This is a genomic window from Streptomyces sp. NPDC007983 (genome assembly GCF_042958345.1).
GTDB lineage: Bacteria > Actinomycetota > Actinomycetes > Streptomycetales > Streptomycetaceae > Streptomyces.
Map to the genome: position 1 here is coordinate 52555 of NZ_JBIBJI010000007.1, position 15497 is coordinate 68051.

14 protein-coding genes are annotated in these 15497 nt (G+C 72.0%); 9 read left to right on the plus strand and 5 right to left on the minus strand.

The features are described 5' to 3' along the window. Positions 1–141: 141 nt before the first annotated feature. On the plus strand, positions 142–1404 hold the full coding sequence (locus tag ACFZCY_RS22855; RefSeq protein ID WP_391176137.1) for an AbrB family transcriptional regulator: 1263 nt from the start codon (positions 142–144) through the stop codon (positions 1402–1404). 43 nt (positions 1405–1447) lie between these two features. After that, on the plus strand, positions 1448–1924 hold the full coding sequence (locus ACFZCY_RS22860) for a hypothetical protein (RefSeq protein WP_391176140.1): 477 nt from the start codon (positions 1448–1450) through the stop codon (positions 1922–1924). 80 nt (positions 1925–2004) lie between these two features. Here ACFZCY_RS22860 and ACFZCY_RS22865 read toward each other — a convergent pair whose 3' ends face one another. Next, positions 2005–2940: a M48 family metalloprotease gene (locus tag ACFZCY_RS22865; protein WP_391176143.1), complete on the minus strand. Its 936-nt coding sequence runs from the start codon at positions 2938–2940 to the stop codon at positions 2005–2007. A 15-nt stretch (positions 2941–2955) separates the two neighbouring features. Beyond that, on the minus strand, positions 2956–3333 hold the full coding sequence (locus ACFZCY_RS22870; RefSeq protein WP_391176146.1) for a BlaI/MecI/CopY family transcriptional regulator: 378 nt from the start codon (positions 3331–3333) through the stop codon (positions 2956–2958). Positions 3334–3477: 144 nt separating this feature from the next. Here ACFZCY_RS22870 and ACFZCY_RS22875 point away from each other — a divergent pair, with 144 nt between their 5' ends. From ACFZCY_RS22875 to ACFZCY_RS22885, 3 genes are all read left to right on the plus strand, one after another. Next, the gene (locus ACFZCY_RS22875) at positions 3478–4131 is read left to right on the plus strand and encodes a VTT domain-containing protein (protein WP_391176148.1); all 654 of its coding nucleotides are present in this window, start codon (positions 3478–3480) and stop codon (positions 4129–4131) included. After that, positions 4128–5345 (plus strand): glycosyltransferase, encoded by a 1218-nt coding sequence (locus ACFZCY_RS22880; RefSeq protein ID WP_391176150.1) that lies wholly within the window; start codon positions 4128–4130, stop codon positions 5343–5345. The genes ACFZCY_RS22875 and ACFZCY_RS22880 overlap by 4 nt, the downstream gene beginning before the upstream one ends. 92 nt (positions 5346–5437) lie before the next feature. Beyond that, the gene (locus ACFZCY_RS22885; RefSeq protein WP_391176153.1) at positions 5438–6274 is read left to right on the plus strand and encodes an undecaprenyl-diphosphate phosphatase; all 837 of its coding nucleotides are present in this window, start codon (positions 5438–5440) and stop codon (positions 6272–6274) included. Between the two features lie 249 nt (positions 6275–6523). Here the strand turns inward: ACFZCY_RS22885 and ACFZCY_RS22890 are convergent, their stop codons facing one another. Next, positions 6524–8053, minus strand: coding sequence for a UDP-N-acetylglucosamine 1-carboxyvinyltransferase (locus tag ACFZCY_RS22890; protein ID WP_055549643.1), 1530 nt, complete (start codon positions 8051–8053; stop codon positions 6524–6526). Between the two features lie 111 nt (positions 8054–8164). Between ACFZCY_RS22890 and ACFZCY_RS22895 the strand changes: the two genes are divergently transcribed. Both ACFZCY_RS22895 and ACFZCY_RS22900 read left to right on the plus strand, forming a co-directional pair. Beyond that, positions 8165–9130, plus strand: coding sequence for a hypothetical protein (locus tag ACFZCY_RS22895; RefSeq protein WP_391176157.1), 966 nt, complete (start codon positions 8165–8167; stop codon positions 9128–9130). Between the two features lie 8 nt (positions 9131–9138). After that, positions 9139–9498: a GntR family transcriptional regulator gene (locus tag ACFZCY_RS22900; RefSeq protein WP_391176160.1), complete on the plus strand. Its 360-nt coding sequence runs from the start codon at positions 9139–9141 to the stop codon at positions 9496–9498. A 50-nt stretch (positions 9499–9548) separates the two neighbouring features. On the opposite strand, the gene ACFZCY_RS22905 is transcribed toward ACFZCY_RS22900, so the two are convergent. Next, positions 9549–10448 carry a LysR substrate-binding domain-containing protein gene (locus ACFZCY_RS22905; RefSeq protein ID WP_391176163.1) on the minus strand — a complete coding sequence of 300 codons (900 nt, stop codon included), beginning with the start codon at positions 10446–10448 and terminating at the stop codon, positions 9549–9551. A 294-nt stretch (positions 10449–10742) separates the two neighbouring features. Between ACFZCY_RS22905 and acnA the strand changes: the two genes are divergently transcribed. Beyond that, entirely contained in the window at positions 10743–13460 is a 2718-nt protein-coding gene (gene acnA, locus ACFZCY_RS22910; protein ID WP_391176166.1) for an aconitate hydratase AcnA, read from the plus strand. Between the two features lie 80 nt (positions 13461–13540). Here the strand turns inward: acnA and ACFZCY_RS22915 are convergent, their stop codons facing one another. Further along, positions 13541–14428: a GNAT family N-acetyltransferase gene (locus ACFZCY_RS22915; RefSeq protein WP_391176169.1), complete on the minus strand. Its 888-nt coding sequence runs from the start codon at positions 14426–14428 to the stop codon at positions 13541–13543. A gap of 78 nt (positions 14429–14506) precedes the next feature. On the opposite strand from ACFZCY_RS22915, the gene ACFZCY_RS22920 reads away from it, so the two are divergent. Further along, positions 14507–15496, plus strand: coding sequence for an NAD-dependent epimerase/dehydratase family protein (locus ACFZCY_RS22920; RefSeq protein ID WP_391176172.1), 990 nt, complete (start codon positions 14507–14509; stop codon positions 15494–15496). Position 15497: the final 1 nt, after the last annotated feature.

Here is a 15497-nt window from a genome sequence, read left to right on the forward strand (position 1 = left end):
AGCGGGCTCTCAGGGTCTCCTCAGCGTTCACTCAGCGCTCTCAGTGTCCGCACAGTCCGTAAGCGTCACAGTGGGGAAGTGCCTGCTTCGTTCAGGCATCGAGTCCAATGGACCTGCACCATTCGACGAAAGGCGCCAATTGTGGCACCGACTTCCGCGCCGCGGCGCATGGACGAACATCCGTCCCCCACGGCCGGTACCGCGCCGAAGCCCGCCCCGCGCACCTCCGAATCCCGTGTCTCCCCCCGCTCGGCTCCGACCACCTCGGGCGCGGCTCCCCTCGGGCTCTGGGCCCTGATCATCGCCGGGGGGTACGCCGTGGGCCTCGCGGCGGCCGCCTTCGGCGTTCCCGCCCCCTACCTGCTGTCCTCACTGCTGGTCGGCGCCGCCCTGGCGTTGTGCGGAATGGTCCGCGACCGGCTCCCGGCACCGGCCAACCGGGCCTCCCAGGCGCTGGTCGGCGCGCTCATGGGCAGCTACCTCACCCCCTCCGCCCTCCTCTCCGCCGCGCCCGTCGCGCTGCCGCTGACCGTGGTCACCGCGGCCACGATCGCGCTGAGTGTGGCGGTCGCCTGGTTCCTGGCCCGCGGCGGCCGCATCGGCCGGCCCAGCGCCGTCCTCGGCATGGTGCCCGGCGGTTCGGCCGCGATCGTCACCTGCGCCGACGAGCTGAACGCCGATGTGCGGCTCGTCGCCTTCACCCAGTACCTGCGTGTCGGCCTCGTCGCCACCACCGCCCCGCTCGCGGCCCACTGGCTGACCTCCGCCTCCTCGGCGGCGGGCGGTCACCCGGCCGCGGGCGGCGGCGCCGCCGGGTCCGGCCTCTTCTCCGGCCTCCTCCACGTCGTCGCGGGGCCGGACCAGCTCACCGGCCTGTTCACCCTCGCGGTCATCGCCGTCGCCGGTTCCTGGGCCGGCCGGCGGCTGCGGGTGCCCACGCCCTTGCTGATCGGCCCGATGCTGGCCGCTCTGGTCGCCACGCTCAGCGGCGTCGTACCGGGCTTCGCGCCCGTCGGGGTGCTGCAGAACCTCGTCTTCGTCCTCGTCGGCCTCGACGTGGGCGTACGGTTCACCCGCGAGACGCTCGTCAGGGTGCGGCGCCTCCTGCCCCCGATCACGGCCTGCATGGCGGCGGTATGCCTCGGCTGCACGGGGCTGGCGTGGGTCTTCGCCGAGTTGACGCGCACTCCGTTCACCGACGCCTATCTCGCCACGACCCCCGGGGGGATCAACGCGGTACTCGCCACCGCGGTTTCCTCCCACGCGGACGTCGCCCTGGTCTCCACCGTGCAGAGCCTGCGCCTGCTGGTCGTCGTCCTGGTGACGCCGCTGATCACGCGTCGGCTGGCGGCGGCGGCCCGGGGAGGCCGGCCGCCGTCCCCGCGGGCCGTTGTGGCCCGATGACATGACCCGATGACCGACTGACCAGCCGTCGAAAGGACCGCCCGTGGAAGCCACCGCCCGAATGGGCCAGCGATGGGTCGCTCTCGTCGACCGCGGAAACGGATACGCCGAGGCGTGCGACATCGTGGAGTGGCTGCCCGAAGGGGCGGAACTGGTCGGCTACATATGCGGCACGGGCGACGCGGCCCATGGGGACAAGGGCCGTGTCGTCCGTGCTGACCGTCACCCGGGATTCCTGGCATACGAGCGACGTCCACAGGTCGTCGGGGCGTTGCCCGGAATGGGCTGGACGGTCTGCTACCGCCTCGGCGCACCGCCGCCCGGCGGCGCGGGCGGCCCCAGCGGTACGAACGGCGTCGGCGGCGCCGAATACCTCGAACGCCGTCCCGTGCTCGCCTGGCTCGTGTACGACGACGGCACGGTCACGCCCTGCGACGTGGACCCCGACGGGCTGGTCTACTGCAGCACCGACGCCCCGGAACTGCTCCATGTCGAACCCCCGGACCCCGCGGTCGGCTGACCGCCCCGGCCGCAAGGCGATGTCGTCGTTCCGGAAGCGGCTTGGTGCGGCTGCTCCGGGCCGCTTTCGCAGAAGCCGGTCTACCGTGCTCCGACGGCTTCCAGCAGGACATGGAGATCTTGGGCGGCGTCGGCGGTGGACAGGGCCGCGGTCACGAGGAGCGTGGCTGTCGCGGCGGCGAGGACGGGGCGGCGGCCGAAGGGGGGCGCGAGGAGGGCAGCGACGCGGCGGGGCACGGGCCCGGCGACGGTGAGCGGGGTACGGCGGCCGAGGATGGCCAGCGAGGCGCCCGGGGCGCGGCCGGGGCCGTGGTGGGCGGCGAGGGCGGCTTTGCCGACGGTGCGGGCGACCCGTTCGCGGTCGCCCGTGGCGGTGGCCGCGTTCTCATCGGCCCATCGTTCGATGGTGTACGTCACGGCCGTGGCCAGGGGGCGCAGCAGGGGGTTGGCGGCGGCGCCGAGCTGGGTGAGGGCGACGAAGGCGTAATGGTGGGCCGCCAGGTGGGCGCGTTCGTGGGCGAGCAGGATGTGGCGCTCGGTTTCGTCCAGGGTGCGCAGCATGCCGGTGGAGACGACGACGCGGCCGGGCAGTCCGGGGATCGCGAAGGCGTCCGGGGCCTCGTCCTCGATCACGACCAGGCCGTCTTTGGTGGGCATGCAGGCCGCTTCCAGGGCGGCGGAAGCCAGGGTGCGGACGCGCTGCCAGAGCATGCGGGCGGCCATGAGCACGGCGGCGCCGAGCAGAAGGCCGGCGAACAGGGCGACGGACAGTTCGGCCGGGTCGTCGCGCTGCGCGGTGTGGGCCGACCAGTGGCCGATGCCGGCGAGCTGGGGGAAGCGGATCAGTCCGGTGACGGCCAGCAGCGCCAGCGAGATGGTGGTCGCCGCACCCAGTACGAGGGCCGAGGCGGTGAGCAGCCACGTCGCCAGGCGGGGTTCGCATCGCTCCGACAGGGGGCGTGCTCCCAGGGGCGCGAGCAGGGAGAGCAGCAGGGGGATGTAGACGGCGACGCGCATCTGGGCGGCCTCTTCCTACTGGTCGGGTCCGAGCAGTTGGCGCAGCAGGGCCGCGTCGGTGGTGGACAGGCCGTCGGCGAAGCGGGCGAGGACGTCCTGGCGGTCGGATCGCTCCTCCAGAACGGAGCGCATGCGGCGGGCGGCGAAGCCGGGGTCGTCGGTCACGGGAGCGTAAGCGTAGGCACGGCCGCGCGGGGTGCGGGTGAGCAGTTGCTTGGTGTGCATGCGCGAGAGGATCGTCACCACGCTGTTGTAGGCCAGCTCGCTGCCGAGGCGTTCGGTGACCTCGCGGGGGGTCAGCGCGCCGTCGGCCCGCTGCAGCAGTTCGAGGATCTCGGCCTCGCGTGCACCGTTGGGCCGCTTCGGGCCGTGTCCAGGCGTGCGGGTGCCCATGGGTTTGGCGTCTCTCCCCTCATCTCCTACACTCGTGTAGGACTCCTACACCGGTGTAAAAGTCGCTGGTCTCCCAAGTGTGCCATGCGCTCATGCCCAGGCAGAACTCTGCCCTGGGGGCGCACGGCCGGAAAGGACCCTGCGGTGCCTTTGGCCCTCAACCCGCTGGACGCCGCCCAACTGCTGACAGCGTTCGGCACGGCGGGTGTCTTCCTGGTGCTGTTCGCCGAGACCGGGCTGCTGATCGGCTTCTTCCTGCCCGGCGACTCCCTGTTGTTCACCGCCGGCCTGCTGTGCACGGCCGCGGGCGGTGACGTCCGTCTGTCGCTGCCCGGGGTCCTGCTCGCGGCCGCGGCAGGGGCGGTGCTCGGCGCCCACACCGGCTATGTGATCGGCCGCCGCGCCGGGCGGGCCCTGCTGGCCCGTACCCGCGGCCGGTACCTGAGCGACGGAGTGCGGCGCGCGGAGGAACTGCTCGCCCGCTACGGACATGGCAAGGCGATCGTGCTCGCCCGCTTCATCCCGGTCGTGCGGACCGTTCTCAACCCGCTCGCGGGAATGGTCCGCCTGCCCGCCCGGACCTTCGCACTGTGGCAGGTCGCCGGAGGCGTGATGTGGACGGTGGGCCTGGTGCTCGGCGGCTACGCCCTGGGCGCGAGCATCCCGAACGTCGACCGCTACCTGCTCCCCCTGGTCGCGGTGATCGCCGCCGTCTCCCTGCTGCCACTGGCCCGGGAAGCGCTCAGGGCCCGCCGGGCCCGTACCACCGTGGAGCAGACACCGGGAGGCGCCAAGTGAAGATCACCTTCCTGATCCACAACGTGTACGCGATCGGCGGCACGATCCGTACCACGCTCAATCTCGCCGCCGCGCTCGCCGACCGCCACGAGGTGACGGTCGTGTCGATGCTGCGCCACCGCGCCCGCCCGCGGTTCGTCATCGACCCGCGGGTGGCGGTGGTGCCCCTGGTCGACATACGCGCGGACGCCACCGACACAGCCGACCCGCTGCTGCACCAGCCGGCCGAGGTCTTCCCCACCGCCGAGAAGCGGTACGGGCAGTACAGCCGCCTCACTGACCAGCGGGCGCAGGAGTACCTGCGTACCTGCGACGCGGACGTCGTCATCGGTACCCGGCCGGGCATCAACGTGTACCTGGCCCGCTTCGCCCCGCCCAGGGCGCTGCGCATCGCACAAGAACACCTCACCCACGACATGCACACCAAGGCGCTGCGCGCCCAACTCGCCCGCCGGTACCGCGACCTGGACGCCGTGGTCACCACGACCGAAGCCGACGCGGCCGTCTACCGGGCGAAGATGCGGCTGCCGGGCGTGCGGGGCCTGGCCATTCCCAACAGCGTGCCCGACCCGGGTCTGCCGCCCGCCGACGGCAGCGCCCACGTCATCGCCGCGGCCGGACGCCTGGTGCGCGCCAAGCGGTTCGACCTGCTCATCGAGGCATTCACCGATGTCGCCGCCAAGTACCCCGACTGGTCGCTGCGCGTTTATGGCGCGGGCACCGACAAGGAACGGCTCCAGAGGCTGATCGAGGAGCAGGGCCTGGGAGACCGGGCGGTGCTGATGGGCGCGGTGTCCCCGATCGAGGCCGAATTCGCCAAGGCGTCGATCGTCGCCTCCGCATCCGGCGCGGAATCCTTCGGCATGACTCTGGTCGAGGCGATGCGCTGTGGCATACCGGTGGTCGCCACCGACTGCCCGCTCGGCCCCGCCGAGATCATCAACGACGGTGTCGACGGCCGCCTGGTTCCGATGGGCGACCGGCAGGCGCTGGCCGCCGCGCTGTGCGACCTGATCGCCGACGAGCACGGCCGCCGCCGCATGGGCGAGGCCGCCCGCGCCGCGGCCCGCCGCTTCGACCCGGCCCATGTCGCCCGTGCCTACGAGGAACTGTTCGCCGACCTCGCCGCCACACGTTCCTCCCGCGCCTGGCAGCGCCGCAAGGCCCGCTGGCGCACTCGCGCGGGCCGGACCCTGCGCCGGCTGAGCCACTGACCCCCCGCCCCTGACCGCGGTCGCACCCCGCTGATTCCCCCCTGCGGGCACGGCCCACTTCATCCACTTCATCCACGACAGAACGGATCCAGATGAGTGCCATCAGCATCGGTCAGGCGGCCGTCCTCGGCATCGTCGAAGGCATCACGGAGTTCCTCCCCGTCTCCTCCACCGGCCACCTGAAGATCACCGAAGGACTGATGGGCATCCGGGTCGACAACCCCTCCGTGGTCGGCTTCACCGCCGTCATCCAGGTCGGGGCGATCGCCGCGGTGCTGGTGTATTTTTTCAAGGACATCGTGCGGATCCTCTCCGCCTGGGGCCGCGGACTGACTCACCGCGAACAGCGGCACCTCCACGACTACAAGTTCGCCTGGTGGGTCATCTGCGCCACCATCCCGATCGTGATCGTGGGCCTGGCCGCCAAACCGCTCATCGAGGGACCACTCGCGTCCCTGTGGGTGGTCGCCGGCTCCCTCGTCGTCGGATCCGGTGTGATGTGGGTGGCCGACCAGATGGGCCGCCACAAGCGCGGCGAGGACGACACGAGCTTCAAGGACGCCATGCTGATCGGCTGCTCGCAGATCCTCGCGCTGCTCTTCCCCGGCTTCTCGCGCTCCGGCGCCACCATGTCCACCGCGCTCCTCCTCGACCTGGACCGAGTGGCCGCCACCCGCTTGTCCTTCTTCCTCGGCATCCCGGCGCTGACCGGCGCGGGTCTGTACGAGCTGAAGGACACGATCGGCGCCGGGGTCGGCGCCCTGCCCGTCGTGGTGGGCACCGCCGTCTCGTTCGTGGTCGCCTACGCCTCGATCGCCTGGCTGCTGAAATTCGTCGCCAAGCACTCCTTCAACGCCTTCGTCATCTACCGCGTCGTCATCGGCCTGCTGCTGTTCGGCCTGCTGGGTACCGGGGCGCTCACCGCATGATCACTTCGAGTACGGGCACCCGGCCGACCCGCACCGCCCGCAGCCGACCACCGCACCGGAAAGTCCCGCGGCCGGCGCTGGCCGCCGCCATCTTTGCGCAGCCTCGGGCCGTCCGGGTGCCGGCACGGATGGTCGTCGCCGAAGTCCCCGCGTGGGCCCCACAGTCCCAGAGAAGTCCCACGGATGCCGCCACGCCTCCTCCTGTCTCGCATTCATACTGGTCAGGCAGGGTGTGGCGGCATCCGTGGTTCAGATGTCGCGGAAGGTCTCGATCTGGGCGCCGATCGAGTTCAGGCGCTCGGCCAGGTCCTCGTAACCCCGGTTGATCACGTACACGTTGCGCAGCACGGAGGTGCCGGGCGCGGCCATCATCGCCAGCAGGACGACCACGGCGGGGCGCAGGGCGGGCGGGCACATCATCTCGGCGGAGCGCCAGCGGGTGGGGCCCTCGACCAGGACGCGGTGCGGGTCGAGGAGTTTGACGTGGGCGCCGAGCCGGTTCAGCTCCGTCAGATAGATGGCGCGGTTGTCGTAGACCCAGTCGTGAATCAGCGTCGAGCCCTGGGCGGCGGCCGCGATGGCGGCGAAGAAGGGCACGTTGTCGATGTTGACGCCGGGGAACGGCATCGGGTGGATCTTGTCGATGGGCGCCTGGAGCTTCGACGGCCGGACCGTGAGATCGATCAGCCGGGTACGGCCGTTGTCCGCCGCGTACTCCGCGGTGCGCTCGTGGTCGAGCCCCATCTCCTCCAGGATGGCCAGTTCGATCTCCAGGAACTCCACCGGCACCCGGCGGATCGTCAGCTCCGACTCGGTGACGACGGCGGCGGCGAGCAGGCTCATCGCCTCCACCGGGTCCTCGGACGGCGCGTAGTCGACGTCACGGTCGATGTGGGTGACGCCGTGGACGGTCAGCGTCGTGGTGCCCACGCCCTCGACCTTGACGCCCAGCTCCTCCAGGAAGAAGCACAGGTCCTGGACCATGTAGTTGGAGGAGGCGTTGCGGATCACCGTGACGCCGTCGTGGCGGGCGGCCGCGAGCAGCGCGTTCTCGGTGACCGTGTCGCCCCGCTCGGTCAGCACGATCGCGCGGCCGGGGGAGACCGAGCGGTCGACCCGGGCGTGGTACATCCCGTCGGTGGCGGTCACTTCGAGGCCGAACGGGCGCAGCGCGGTCATATGCGGCTGCACGGTGCGGGTGCCGAGGTCGCAGCCGCCCGCGTAGGGGATCCGGAAGCGGTCCATCCGGTGCAGGAGCGGGCCGAGGAACATGATCACGCTGCGGGTGCGGCGCGCGGCCTCGGTGTCCATGGAGTCGAGGTCCAGTTCGGCGGGCGGCACGATCTCCAGGTCGGCCCCGTCGTTGATCCAGCGGGTGCGGACGCCGATGCTGCCCAGCACCTCCAGAATGCGGTACACCTCCTCGATCCTGGCGACTCTCCGCAGCGTCGTGCGCCCCGAGTTGAGGAGCGTGGCGCACAGCAGCGCGACGCACGCGTTCTTGCTCGTCTTCACATCGATGGCGCCCGACAGTTGCCGGCCACCGACCACACGCAGATGCATCGGGCCCGCGTAGCCGAGGGAGACGATTTCGCTGTCCAGTGCCTCACCGATACGGGCGATCATCTCAAGGCTGATGTTCTGATTCCCGCGCTCGATGCGGTTGACGGCGCTCTGGCTGGTGCCGAGCGCCTCCGCGAGCTGTGACTGGGTCCAACCCCGGTGCTGCCGGGCGTCACGGATGAGCTTGCCGATGCGGGAGAGATAGTCGTCAGTCATACAGAAGAGGCTATCTCAGATATGAGATGCGCATGCGACCGGGGGAAGCGGAGGTGTAGCGGCTGTCCAGCCGGGCATTGTTCTAGTAGTGCGCGAACAAGGGAGGTTGTGGTGGACCGATCCTGGCGGCGCGCCGCTGTCGTCGCTCTGCCCTTTGTGCTGGCCTGGGCTGCTGTTCTGGCGGCCTTCGCCGTGCTGCGCGACCGGCTGCCGGATCCGCTCGCCATCCATATCGGCCGCGGCGGGCAGGCCGACGGATTCACCGGTCTGGGTGCCTTCCTCCCGGTGGTCACCACCCTTCTGCTCCTGTCCGGCCTCCTCGTGGCGGCCGCCGCTCACCGCTCGTGGCGTACGGGGTTCGGCGCGTGGCGGATGCTGCTCGCCACGGGGTACGGGACGGCCGCGATGCTCGCGTACGACTTCATCGCGCTGCTGGGCGCCAACGCCGGCGCCGCCCGTGCCGCCGACGTGAGCTTCCCCCTGTGGCACCTGGCCGTGTCGTTCGCCGTCGCCGGGGCCGTCGGCTGGGCGGGATGGCTGCTGGCGGGCCGGGGCGCCGCCCCCGCCGACGAGCCCGACGCGGCGGCCGGCCCCCGGCTGCCGCTCGCCGAGGGCGAGGCCGCCGTCTGGACGCACAGCGTCGGATCGCCCGTGCTGGCGGTCGTGGGAGCGGGCTGCACCCTGCTGGGCGTGGTGCTCACCGTGGCAACGGACGTGACGGCGGGAGCGGTGCTGACCGCCGCCGGGCTGATCTCGGTGGCGCCGTGCCGCTGCCGGGTCGTCGCTGACCGGCGCGGCCTGTCCGTCGCGCCGTGGTTCGCGCCGCGCCCGCGGCTGCGGATACCGCTGGAGCGGATCGAGAAGGCCACCAGCCGCCAGGCCGATGCCCTCGGCCTCGGCGGCTGGGGTTACCGCCTCCAGCCGGGCCGCAGGGCCCTGGTGCTGCGCTCGGGCGACGCGCTGTTCCTGCGGCTGGTCACCGGCAAGGAATTCGTGGTGACGGTGGACGACGCCGCCACCGCGGCGGCCCTGCTCAACACCCTCATCGAGCGCGGCCGACCCGCCCCTGGAACGTAAGGCTGACCATGCTCTTCCGTGTCGACCTCGGCTCCCCGGTCCCGCTGGGAGACCAGATCGCCGCCGCCGTCCGCGGTGCCATCGCCGACGGCACCCTCCGCCCCGGCGAACGCCTCCCCGCCGCCCGCACCCTCGCCGACTCGCTCGGCGTCAACGTCCACACGGTGCTCCGCGGCTACCAGCGCCTCCGCGAGGAGGCCCTGATCGACCTCCGCCGAGGCCGCGGCGCCGTGGTCACCGGCGAACAGCCCACCGCCCGGGCCCGGCTCCTGGAGGGCGTCCAGAGCCTGGTGGAGGAGGCCAGGTCGCTCGGCCTGTCGGACGAGGAGGTCCTGTCCCTGGTGCGGTCCCGGCTGGCGGGCGGCTGAGCCGGGTCGGAAGCTCCGCCCCGACCGGCTCGGGCGCATCCCCTCGGCAGTCACCCGTACCGGTGACCGTCTCCCGTCAGGACCGCCGCCAGGGTGCGGGCCGGGCCGTCCACGGCGGGGCCGTGGAGGAGTTCGGTGCGGTGGATCAGGCGGGGTGCGGTGAGGGGGATCGTGGCGATGCCGGGGGCGTGCTCGGCGGCCGTGTGCGGGAGCAGCGTCAGGCCGTGGCCGGCCGCGGCCAGGGCGAGGAGGGCGCGTACGTCCGTGCCCTCGTACGTCAGCGAGGGGCGGAAGCCGCCGGTGCCGCTCGCGGTGCGCAGGGCGCCGAGCGGCATCGCGGCGTCGGGGGCGTCCAGCCAGGGGGCGTCGGCGAGGTCGGCCAGCCGCAGGCCGAGCCGGCGGGCCAGCGGGTGGCCGAGCGGCAGGACCACGACCAGCGGCGTCTCCGCGACCGCGACCGTGGTGAGCGGCCCGGCGCCGGGCAGCGGCAGGGGCTCGCCGGGGGCGGCCGGGCCGTCGAGCAGCCCCAGGTCCAGCGCGCCGGTCGCGACGGCCGCCGGGAGGTCCCGGCGGCCGAGGATCCGTACGGCGGCGCCCGCGTCGGGGCAGGCGCGGCGCGTCTCGTCGAGGGCCGTGGCGACCGCGGACGTCATGGCCAGCGGTGAGGCGCCGAGCGCCAGCCGTGCGGCGGCGGGCCCGGCCAGCCGCTCGACGTCCGCACGGGCCGCGTCCAGCCGCCGCAGCAGCGGACCCGCGTGCTCCAGCAGCCGCGCCCCGGCGGTGGTGAGCGTCACCGGCCGCCGGGTCAGCAGCGGGGTGCGCAGATCGGCTTCGAGGGTCGCGATCTGCTGGGAGACGGCCGCCTGCGTGGCGCCGAGCCTGTGGGCGGCGTCGGAGAAGGAGCCGCAGTGGGCCACGGAGACGAAGGTGCGGAGCAGATGCGGATCCATGGGGACAAGTATCGCGGCTCGGCAGGGCCGTCCACGGGCCTGCCGGATATCGGGGCCGAGGCCGGGTACCGCGATCCGCACGGCATGACGCCGCCCGGTGGCAGGGCTGAGCTGACCCCCGCGAGGGCCATGTATTAGAGTTATCTCGACATCGAGATATCTGTCGGCGGGCGCTACCGTCGCGCCGCACCGGTAAGGGTGACCTAACTTAGCCTTACCTTAGCGGATCGGCGCGGGCATGTCGCGGCAGCATTGCGGTGGTACGCGCGTAATTCATGCATGAAGGAGACTGTCGTGTCGGCGAACAGCTTCGATGCCCGCAGCACCCTGCAGGTGGGCGACGAGTCGTACGAGATCTTCAGGCTGGACAAGGTGGAGGGGGCTGCCCGCCTCCCCTACAGCCTGAAGGTTCTGCTGGAGAACCTGCTCCGCACGGAGGACGGCGCCAATATCACCGCCGACCACATCCGAGCGCTCGGTGGCTGGGACTCCCAGGCCCAGCCGAGCCAGGAGATCCAGTTCACGCCGGCCCGCGTGATCATGCAGGACTTCACCGGCGTGCCCTGCGTGGTCGACCTCGCCACGATGCGCGAGGCCGTCAAGGAGCTGGGCGGCGACCCGGCGAAGATCAACCCGCTGGCCCCGGCCGAGCTGGTCATCGACCACTCCGTGATCGCCGACAAGTTCGGTACCAAGGACGCCTTTGGCCAGAACGTCGAGCTGGAGTACGGCCGCAACAAGGAGCGCTACCAGTTCCTGCGCTGGGGCCAGACCGCGTTCGACGAGTTCAAGGTCGTCCCGCCCGGCACCGGCATCGTCCACCAGGTGAACATCGAGCACCTGGCCCGTACGGTCATGGTCCGGGGTGGCCAGGCGTACCCGGACACCCTCGTGGGCACCGACTCGCACACCACCATGGTCAACGGCCTCGGCGTGCTCGGCTGGGGCGTCGGCGGCATCGAGGCCGAGGCCGCGATGCTCGGCCAGCCGGTCTCGATGCTCATCCCGCGCGTCGTCGGCTTCAAGCTGACGGGTGAGCTGAAGCCCGGCACCACCGCCACCGACCTCGTGCTGACCATCACCGAGATGCTGCGCAAGCACGGTGTCGTCGGCAAGTTCGTCGAGTTCTACGGCGAGGGCGTCGCCGCCACCTCGCTCGCCAACCGCGCCACCATCGGCAACATGTCGCCGGAGTTCGGCTCCACCGCCGCGATCTTCCCGATCGACGACGAGACCCTGAACTACCTCAAGCTCACCGGCCGCTCCGACCAGCAGGTCGCGCTCGTCGAGGCGTACGCCAAGGAGCAGGGCCTGTGGCTCGACCCGGCCGCCGAGCCGGACTTCTCCGAGAAGCTGGAGCTGGACCTCTCCACGGTCGTCCCGTCGATCGCCGGTCCCAAGCGTCCGCAGGACCGCATCGTGCTGGCCGAGGCCGCGCAGCAGTTCGCCCAGGACGTCCGCAACTACGTCCAGGACGCGGAGGAGGACGAGGCGGGCAAGGAGTCCTTCCCGGCCTCCGACGCCCCGGCCGTCTCCAACGGCGTGCCGACCAAGCCCACCCAGGTCACCGCCCCCGACGGGTCCACGTACGAGATCGACCACGGCGCCGTCACCGTCGCCGCGATCACCTCCTGCACCAACACCTCGAACCCGTACGTCATGGTCGCCGCCGCCCTGGTGGCCAAGAAGGCGGTCGAGAAGGGCCTGACCCGCAAGCCGTGGGTCAAGACCACCCTGGCCCCGGGCTCGAAGGTCGTCACCGACTACTTCGACAAGGCGGGCCTGACCCCCTACCTCGACAAGGTCGGCTTCAACCTCGTCGGCTACGGCTGCACCACCTGCATCGGCAACTCCGGCCCGCTGCCGGACGAGGTCTCCAAGGCCGTCAACGAGGCCGACCTCGCCGTCACCTCGGTGCTCTCCGGCAACCGGAACTTCGAGGGCCGGATCAACCCCGACGTCAAGATGAACTACCTGGCGTCCCCGCCGCTGGTCGTCGCGTACGCCATCGCCGGTTCGATGAAGGTGAACATCACCACGGACGCGCTGGGCACCGACCAGGAGGGCAAGCCGGTCTTCCTCGCGGACATCTGGCCGACCGAGGCCGAGGTCAACGACGTGGTGGCCAACGCCATCGGCGAGGACATGTTCAACAAGTCCTACCAGGACGTCTTCGCCGGTGACGCCCAGTGGCAGGCGCTGCCCGTGCCGACCGGCAACACCTTCGAGTGGGACACCGAGTCCACCTACGTCCGCAAGCCCCCGTACTTCGAGGGCCTGACCATGGACCCGGCCCCGGTCGAGGACGTCACCGGCGCCCGCGTCCTGGCCAAGCTGGGAGACTCGGTCACCACCGACCACATCTCCCCGGCCGGTGCGATCAAGGCCGACACCCCGGCGGGCAAGTACCTCACCGAGCACGGTGTCGAGCGTCGTGACTTCAACTCCTACGGCTCCCGCCGAGGCAACCACGAGGTCATGATCCGCGGCACCTTCGCCAACATCCGGCTGCGCAACCAGATCGCGCCCGGCACCGAGGGCGGCTACACCCGCGACTTCACCCAGGACGGCGGGCCGGTCTCCTTCATCTACGACGCCTCGCAGAACTACCAGGCGGCCGGCACCCCGCTGGTCATCCTGGCGGGCAAGGAGTACGGCTCCGGCTCGTCCCGCGACTGGGCCGCCAAGGGCACCGCGCTGCTCGGCGTCAAGGCCGTCATCGCCGAGTCGTACGAGCGCATCCACCGCTCGAACCTCATCGGCATGGGCGTCCTCCCGCTCCAGTTCCCCGAGGGCGCCTCGGCGCTGTCGCTGGGCCTGACCGGCGAGGAGACCTTCGACATCACCGGCGTCACCGCGCTCAACGAGGGCGGCATCCCGGAGACGGTGAAGGTCAAGGCGGGCGACGTCGAGTTCGACGCCAAGGTGCGCATCGACACCCCCGGCGAGGCGGACTACTACCGCAACGGCGGCATCATGCAGTACGTGCTGCGCTCGCTGATCCGCAAGTAAGGCGCCTGCGCGTCACGGACGGGCCGCACCCCACACCGGGGTGCGGCCCGTCCGCGTTGTCGTCACAGGAACGCGCGTCGTCAGAGGAACGCGCCGGAGGGGATGTACGGGGACGGCGGCCGCATACCGCGCAGGCAGACATAGCCCGCGTTGGACAGCTCAAGACCCGCCGCGAGCCCCACGTCCACCGCCCACTCCTGCTCGGCCGTCAGGTTCTCCACCGCCACCTCGGTGCCCGCCGGGACGCTGAGCAGGGCGGCGGTCAGCAGCCGCCCGGCGATGCGGCGGGAGGTCGCGGCGAGCAGTTCGATGTCCCCGTCAGCCCCGACGTAGCAGTAGCCGCTCCCGGCCAGGTCGTCGACGACCAGCAGCCGCGAGTGCCGCAGCATCTCCTCGTGGTCGGGGCCGTGTGCCCCGCCGCGGGTACGGCGGTCGACGGAGTCCATCAGGTCCCGGTGCCGCTCCGTGCCCTCGTGGACGGCGCCGTCGAGCGGGGGCAGCCGGGTCTTCAGCTCCTTGTCGACGGTGCCGCGCAGCCGCATCGACGGATGCAGCGTGAAGCCCGCCCGCCGGTAGGTGGCCGCCGCGCGCGGATCGCGGGACCCGCAGATGATCCCGCGCAGACAGGCCCGTCCGTACAGCAGCGCCGCGGCCATCAGCTCCCGGCCGATCCCGCGCCGCTGGGCCCGGGGCAGCACGGCGAACAGCGCGAGCCCCCAGGTGCCTTCGCGGCGCGTGGACAGCACCGTGCCGACCGGCATCCCGACATCGTCCACGGCGAGCCAGCAGCCGCCCGGATCGGTCCGCGCCAGATGGCGATTGCGGCTGTCGACGCGGGCGAGCCGGTCGGGCGGCCAGTCGGCCGCCGGTTCGCCCCGCAGGGCGCGCGAGGTGTCGAAGGCGGCCGAGGCCACGGTCCTCACCGCCTCGGCGTCCTCCTCGGTGTCACGTAGCTGGCGGAGGATCATGCGCACCATCATGGCGCGAAATCTGCTGAGGGCTAATGCACCGGACGCGCGTTGCCCCGAGCGGGCAGAGTCTTCGTCATGAGACTTCTGCTGCTGGGCGGTACGGAATTCGTGGGGCGCGCGGTCGCCGAGGCGGCCCTGGCCCGCGGCTGGCAGGTCACGGTGTTCCACCGCGGACGGCACGCCGCGCCGCCGGGAGTCACCGCGCTGCACGGCGACCGCACCGCGCCGGGCGGGCTCGCCGCCCTCGAACACGGCGCGTGGGACGCCGTCGTGGACACCTGGTCCGGCGCCCCCTCGGCCGTCCGCGACGCGGCCAGACTTCTCGCCGGGCGCGCCCGCCACTACGCGTACGTCTCCAGCCGCTCCGTCTACGCCTACCCGGCCCCGGCCGGACTCGCCGAGGACGGCCCGGTGGTGGAGGCGTCCCCCGACGACGGTGACGACGCCGACTACGCCCGCGCCAAGCGGGGCGGCGAACTCGCCGCGCTCTCCGCCTTCGGCGACCGCGCACTGCTGGCCCGGGCCGGGCTGATCCTCGGCCCGTACGAGAACATCGGCCGCCTGCCCTGGTGGCTGACCCGCATCGCCCGCGGTGGCCCGGTCCTCGCCCCCGGCCCGCGCGACCTCCCGTTGCAGTACATCGACGCCCGCGACCTGGCCGCCTGGCTCCTGGACGCCGCCGAGCGCGGCCTCGGCGGTCCGTACAATCTGGTCAGCCCGCAGGGCCACACCACGATGGGCGAACTCCTGGACACCTGCGTACGCACCACCGGCTCGACCGCCGACCTGCGCTGGACCGACCCGGACCGCATCCTGGCCGCCGACATCGCCCCCTGGACCGACCTCCCGATCTGGCTCCCCCCGGGCGAGCTGTACGACACGCTGCACGCCGCCGACGTCTCGAAGGCGGTCGCGGCGGGCCTGCGCTGCCGCCCCATCGCGGACACGGTGACCGACACGTGGACCTGGCTGCGTGGCTTGGGCGGCCGCGCCCCGCAGCGCCCGGACCGGTCGGCGGTCGGCCTTGCGCCGGAGAAGGAGGCGGAGGTGCTGGCGTCTTCGTGAG

What these genes read in the sequence shown, in the direction of transcription:
- ACFZCY_RS22865 (WP_391176143.1), bottom strand. Translation starts at nt 2,940, where the DNA reads ATGCGCGTCGCCGTCTACATCCCCCTGCTGCTCTCCCTGCTCGCGCCC.
- ACFZCY_RS22870 (WP_391176146.1), bottom strand. Translation starts at nt 3,333, where the DNA reads ATGGGCACCCGCACGCCTGGACACGGCCCGAAGCGGCCCAACGGTGCA.
- ACFZCY_RS22885 (WP_391176153.1), top strand. Translation starts at nt 5,438, where the DNA reads ATGAGTGCCATCAGCATCGGTCAGGCGGCCGTCCTCGGCATCGTCGAA.
- ACFZCY_RS22890 (WP_055549643.1), bottom strand. Translation starts at nt 8,053, where the DNA reads ATGACTGACGACTATCTCTCCCGCATCGGCAAGCTCATCCGTGACGCC.
- ACFZCY_RS22900 (WP_391176160.1), top strand. Translation starts at nt 9,139, where the DNA reads ATGCTCTTCCGTGTCGACCTCGGCTCCCCGGTCCCGCTGGGAGACCAG.
- ACFZCY_RS22905 (WP_391176163.1), bottom strand. Translation starts at nt 10,448, where the DNA reads ATGGATCCGCATCTGCTCCGCACCTTCGTCTCCGTGGCCCACTGCGGC.
- ACFZCY_RS22915 (WP_391176169.1), bottom strand. Translation starts at nt 14,428, where the DNA reads ATGATCCTCCGCCAGCTACGTGACACCGAGGAGGACGCCGAGGCGGTG.
- ACFZCY_RS22920 (WP_391176172.1), top strand. Translation starts at nt 14,507, where the DNA reads ATGAGACTTCTGCTGCTGGGCGGTACGGAATTCGTGGGGCGCGCGGTC.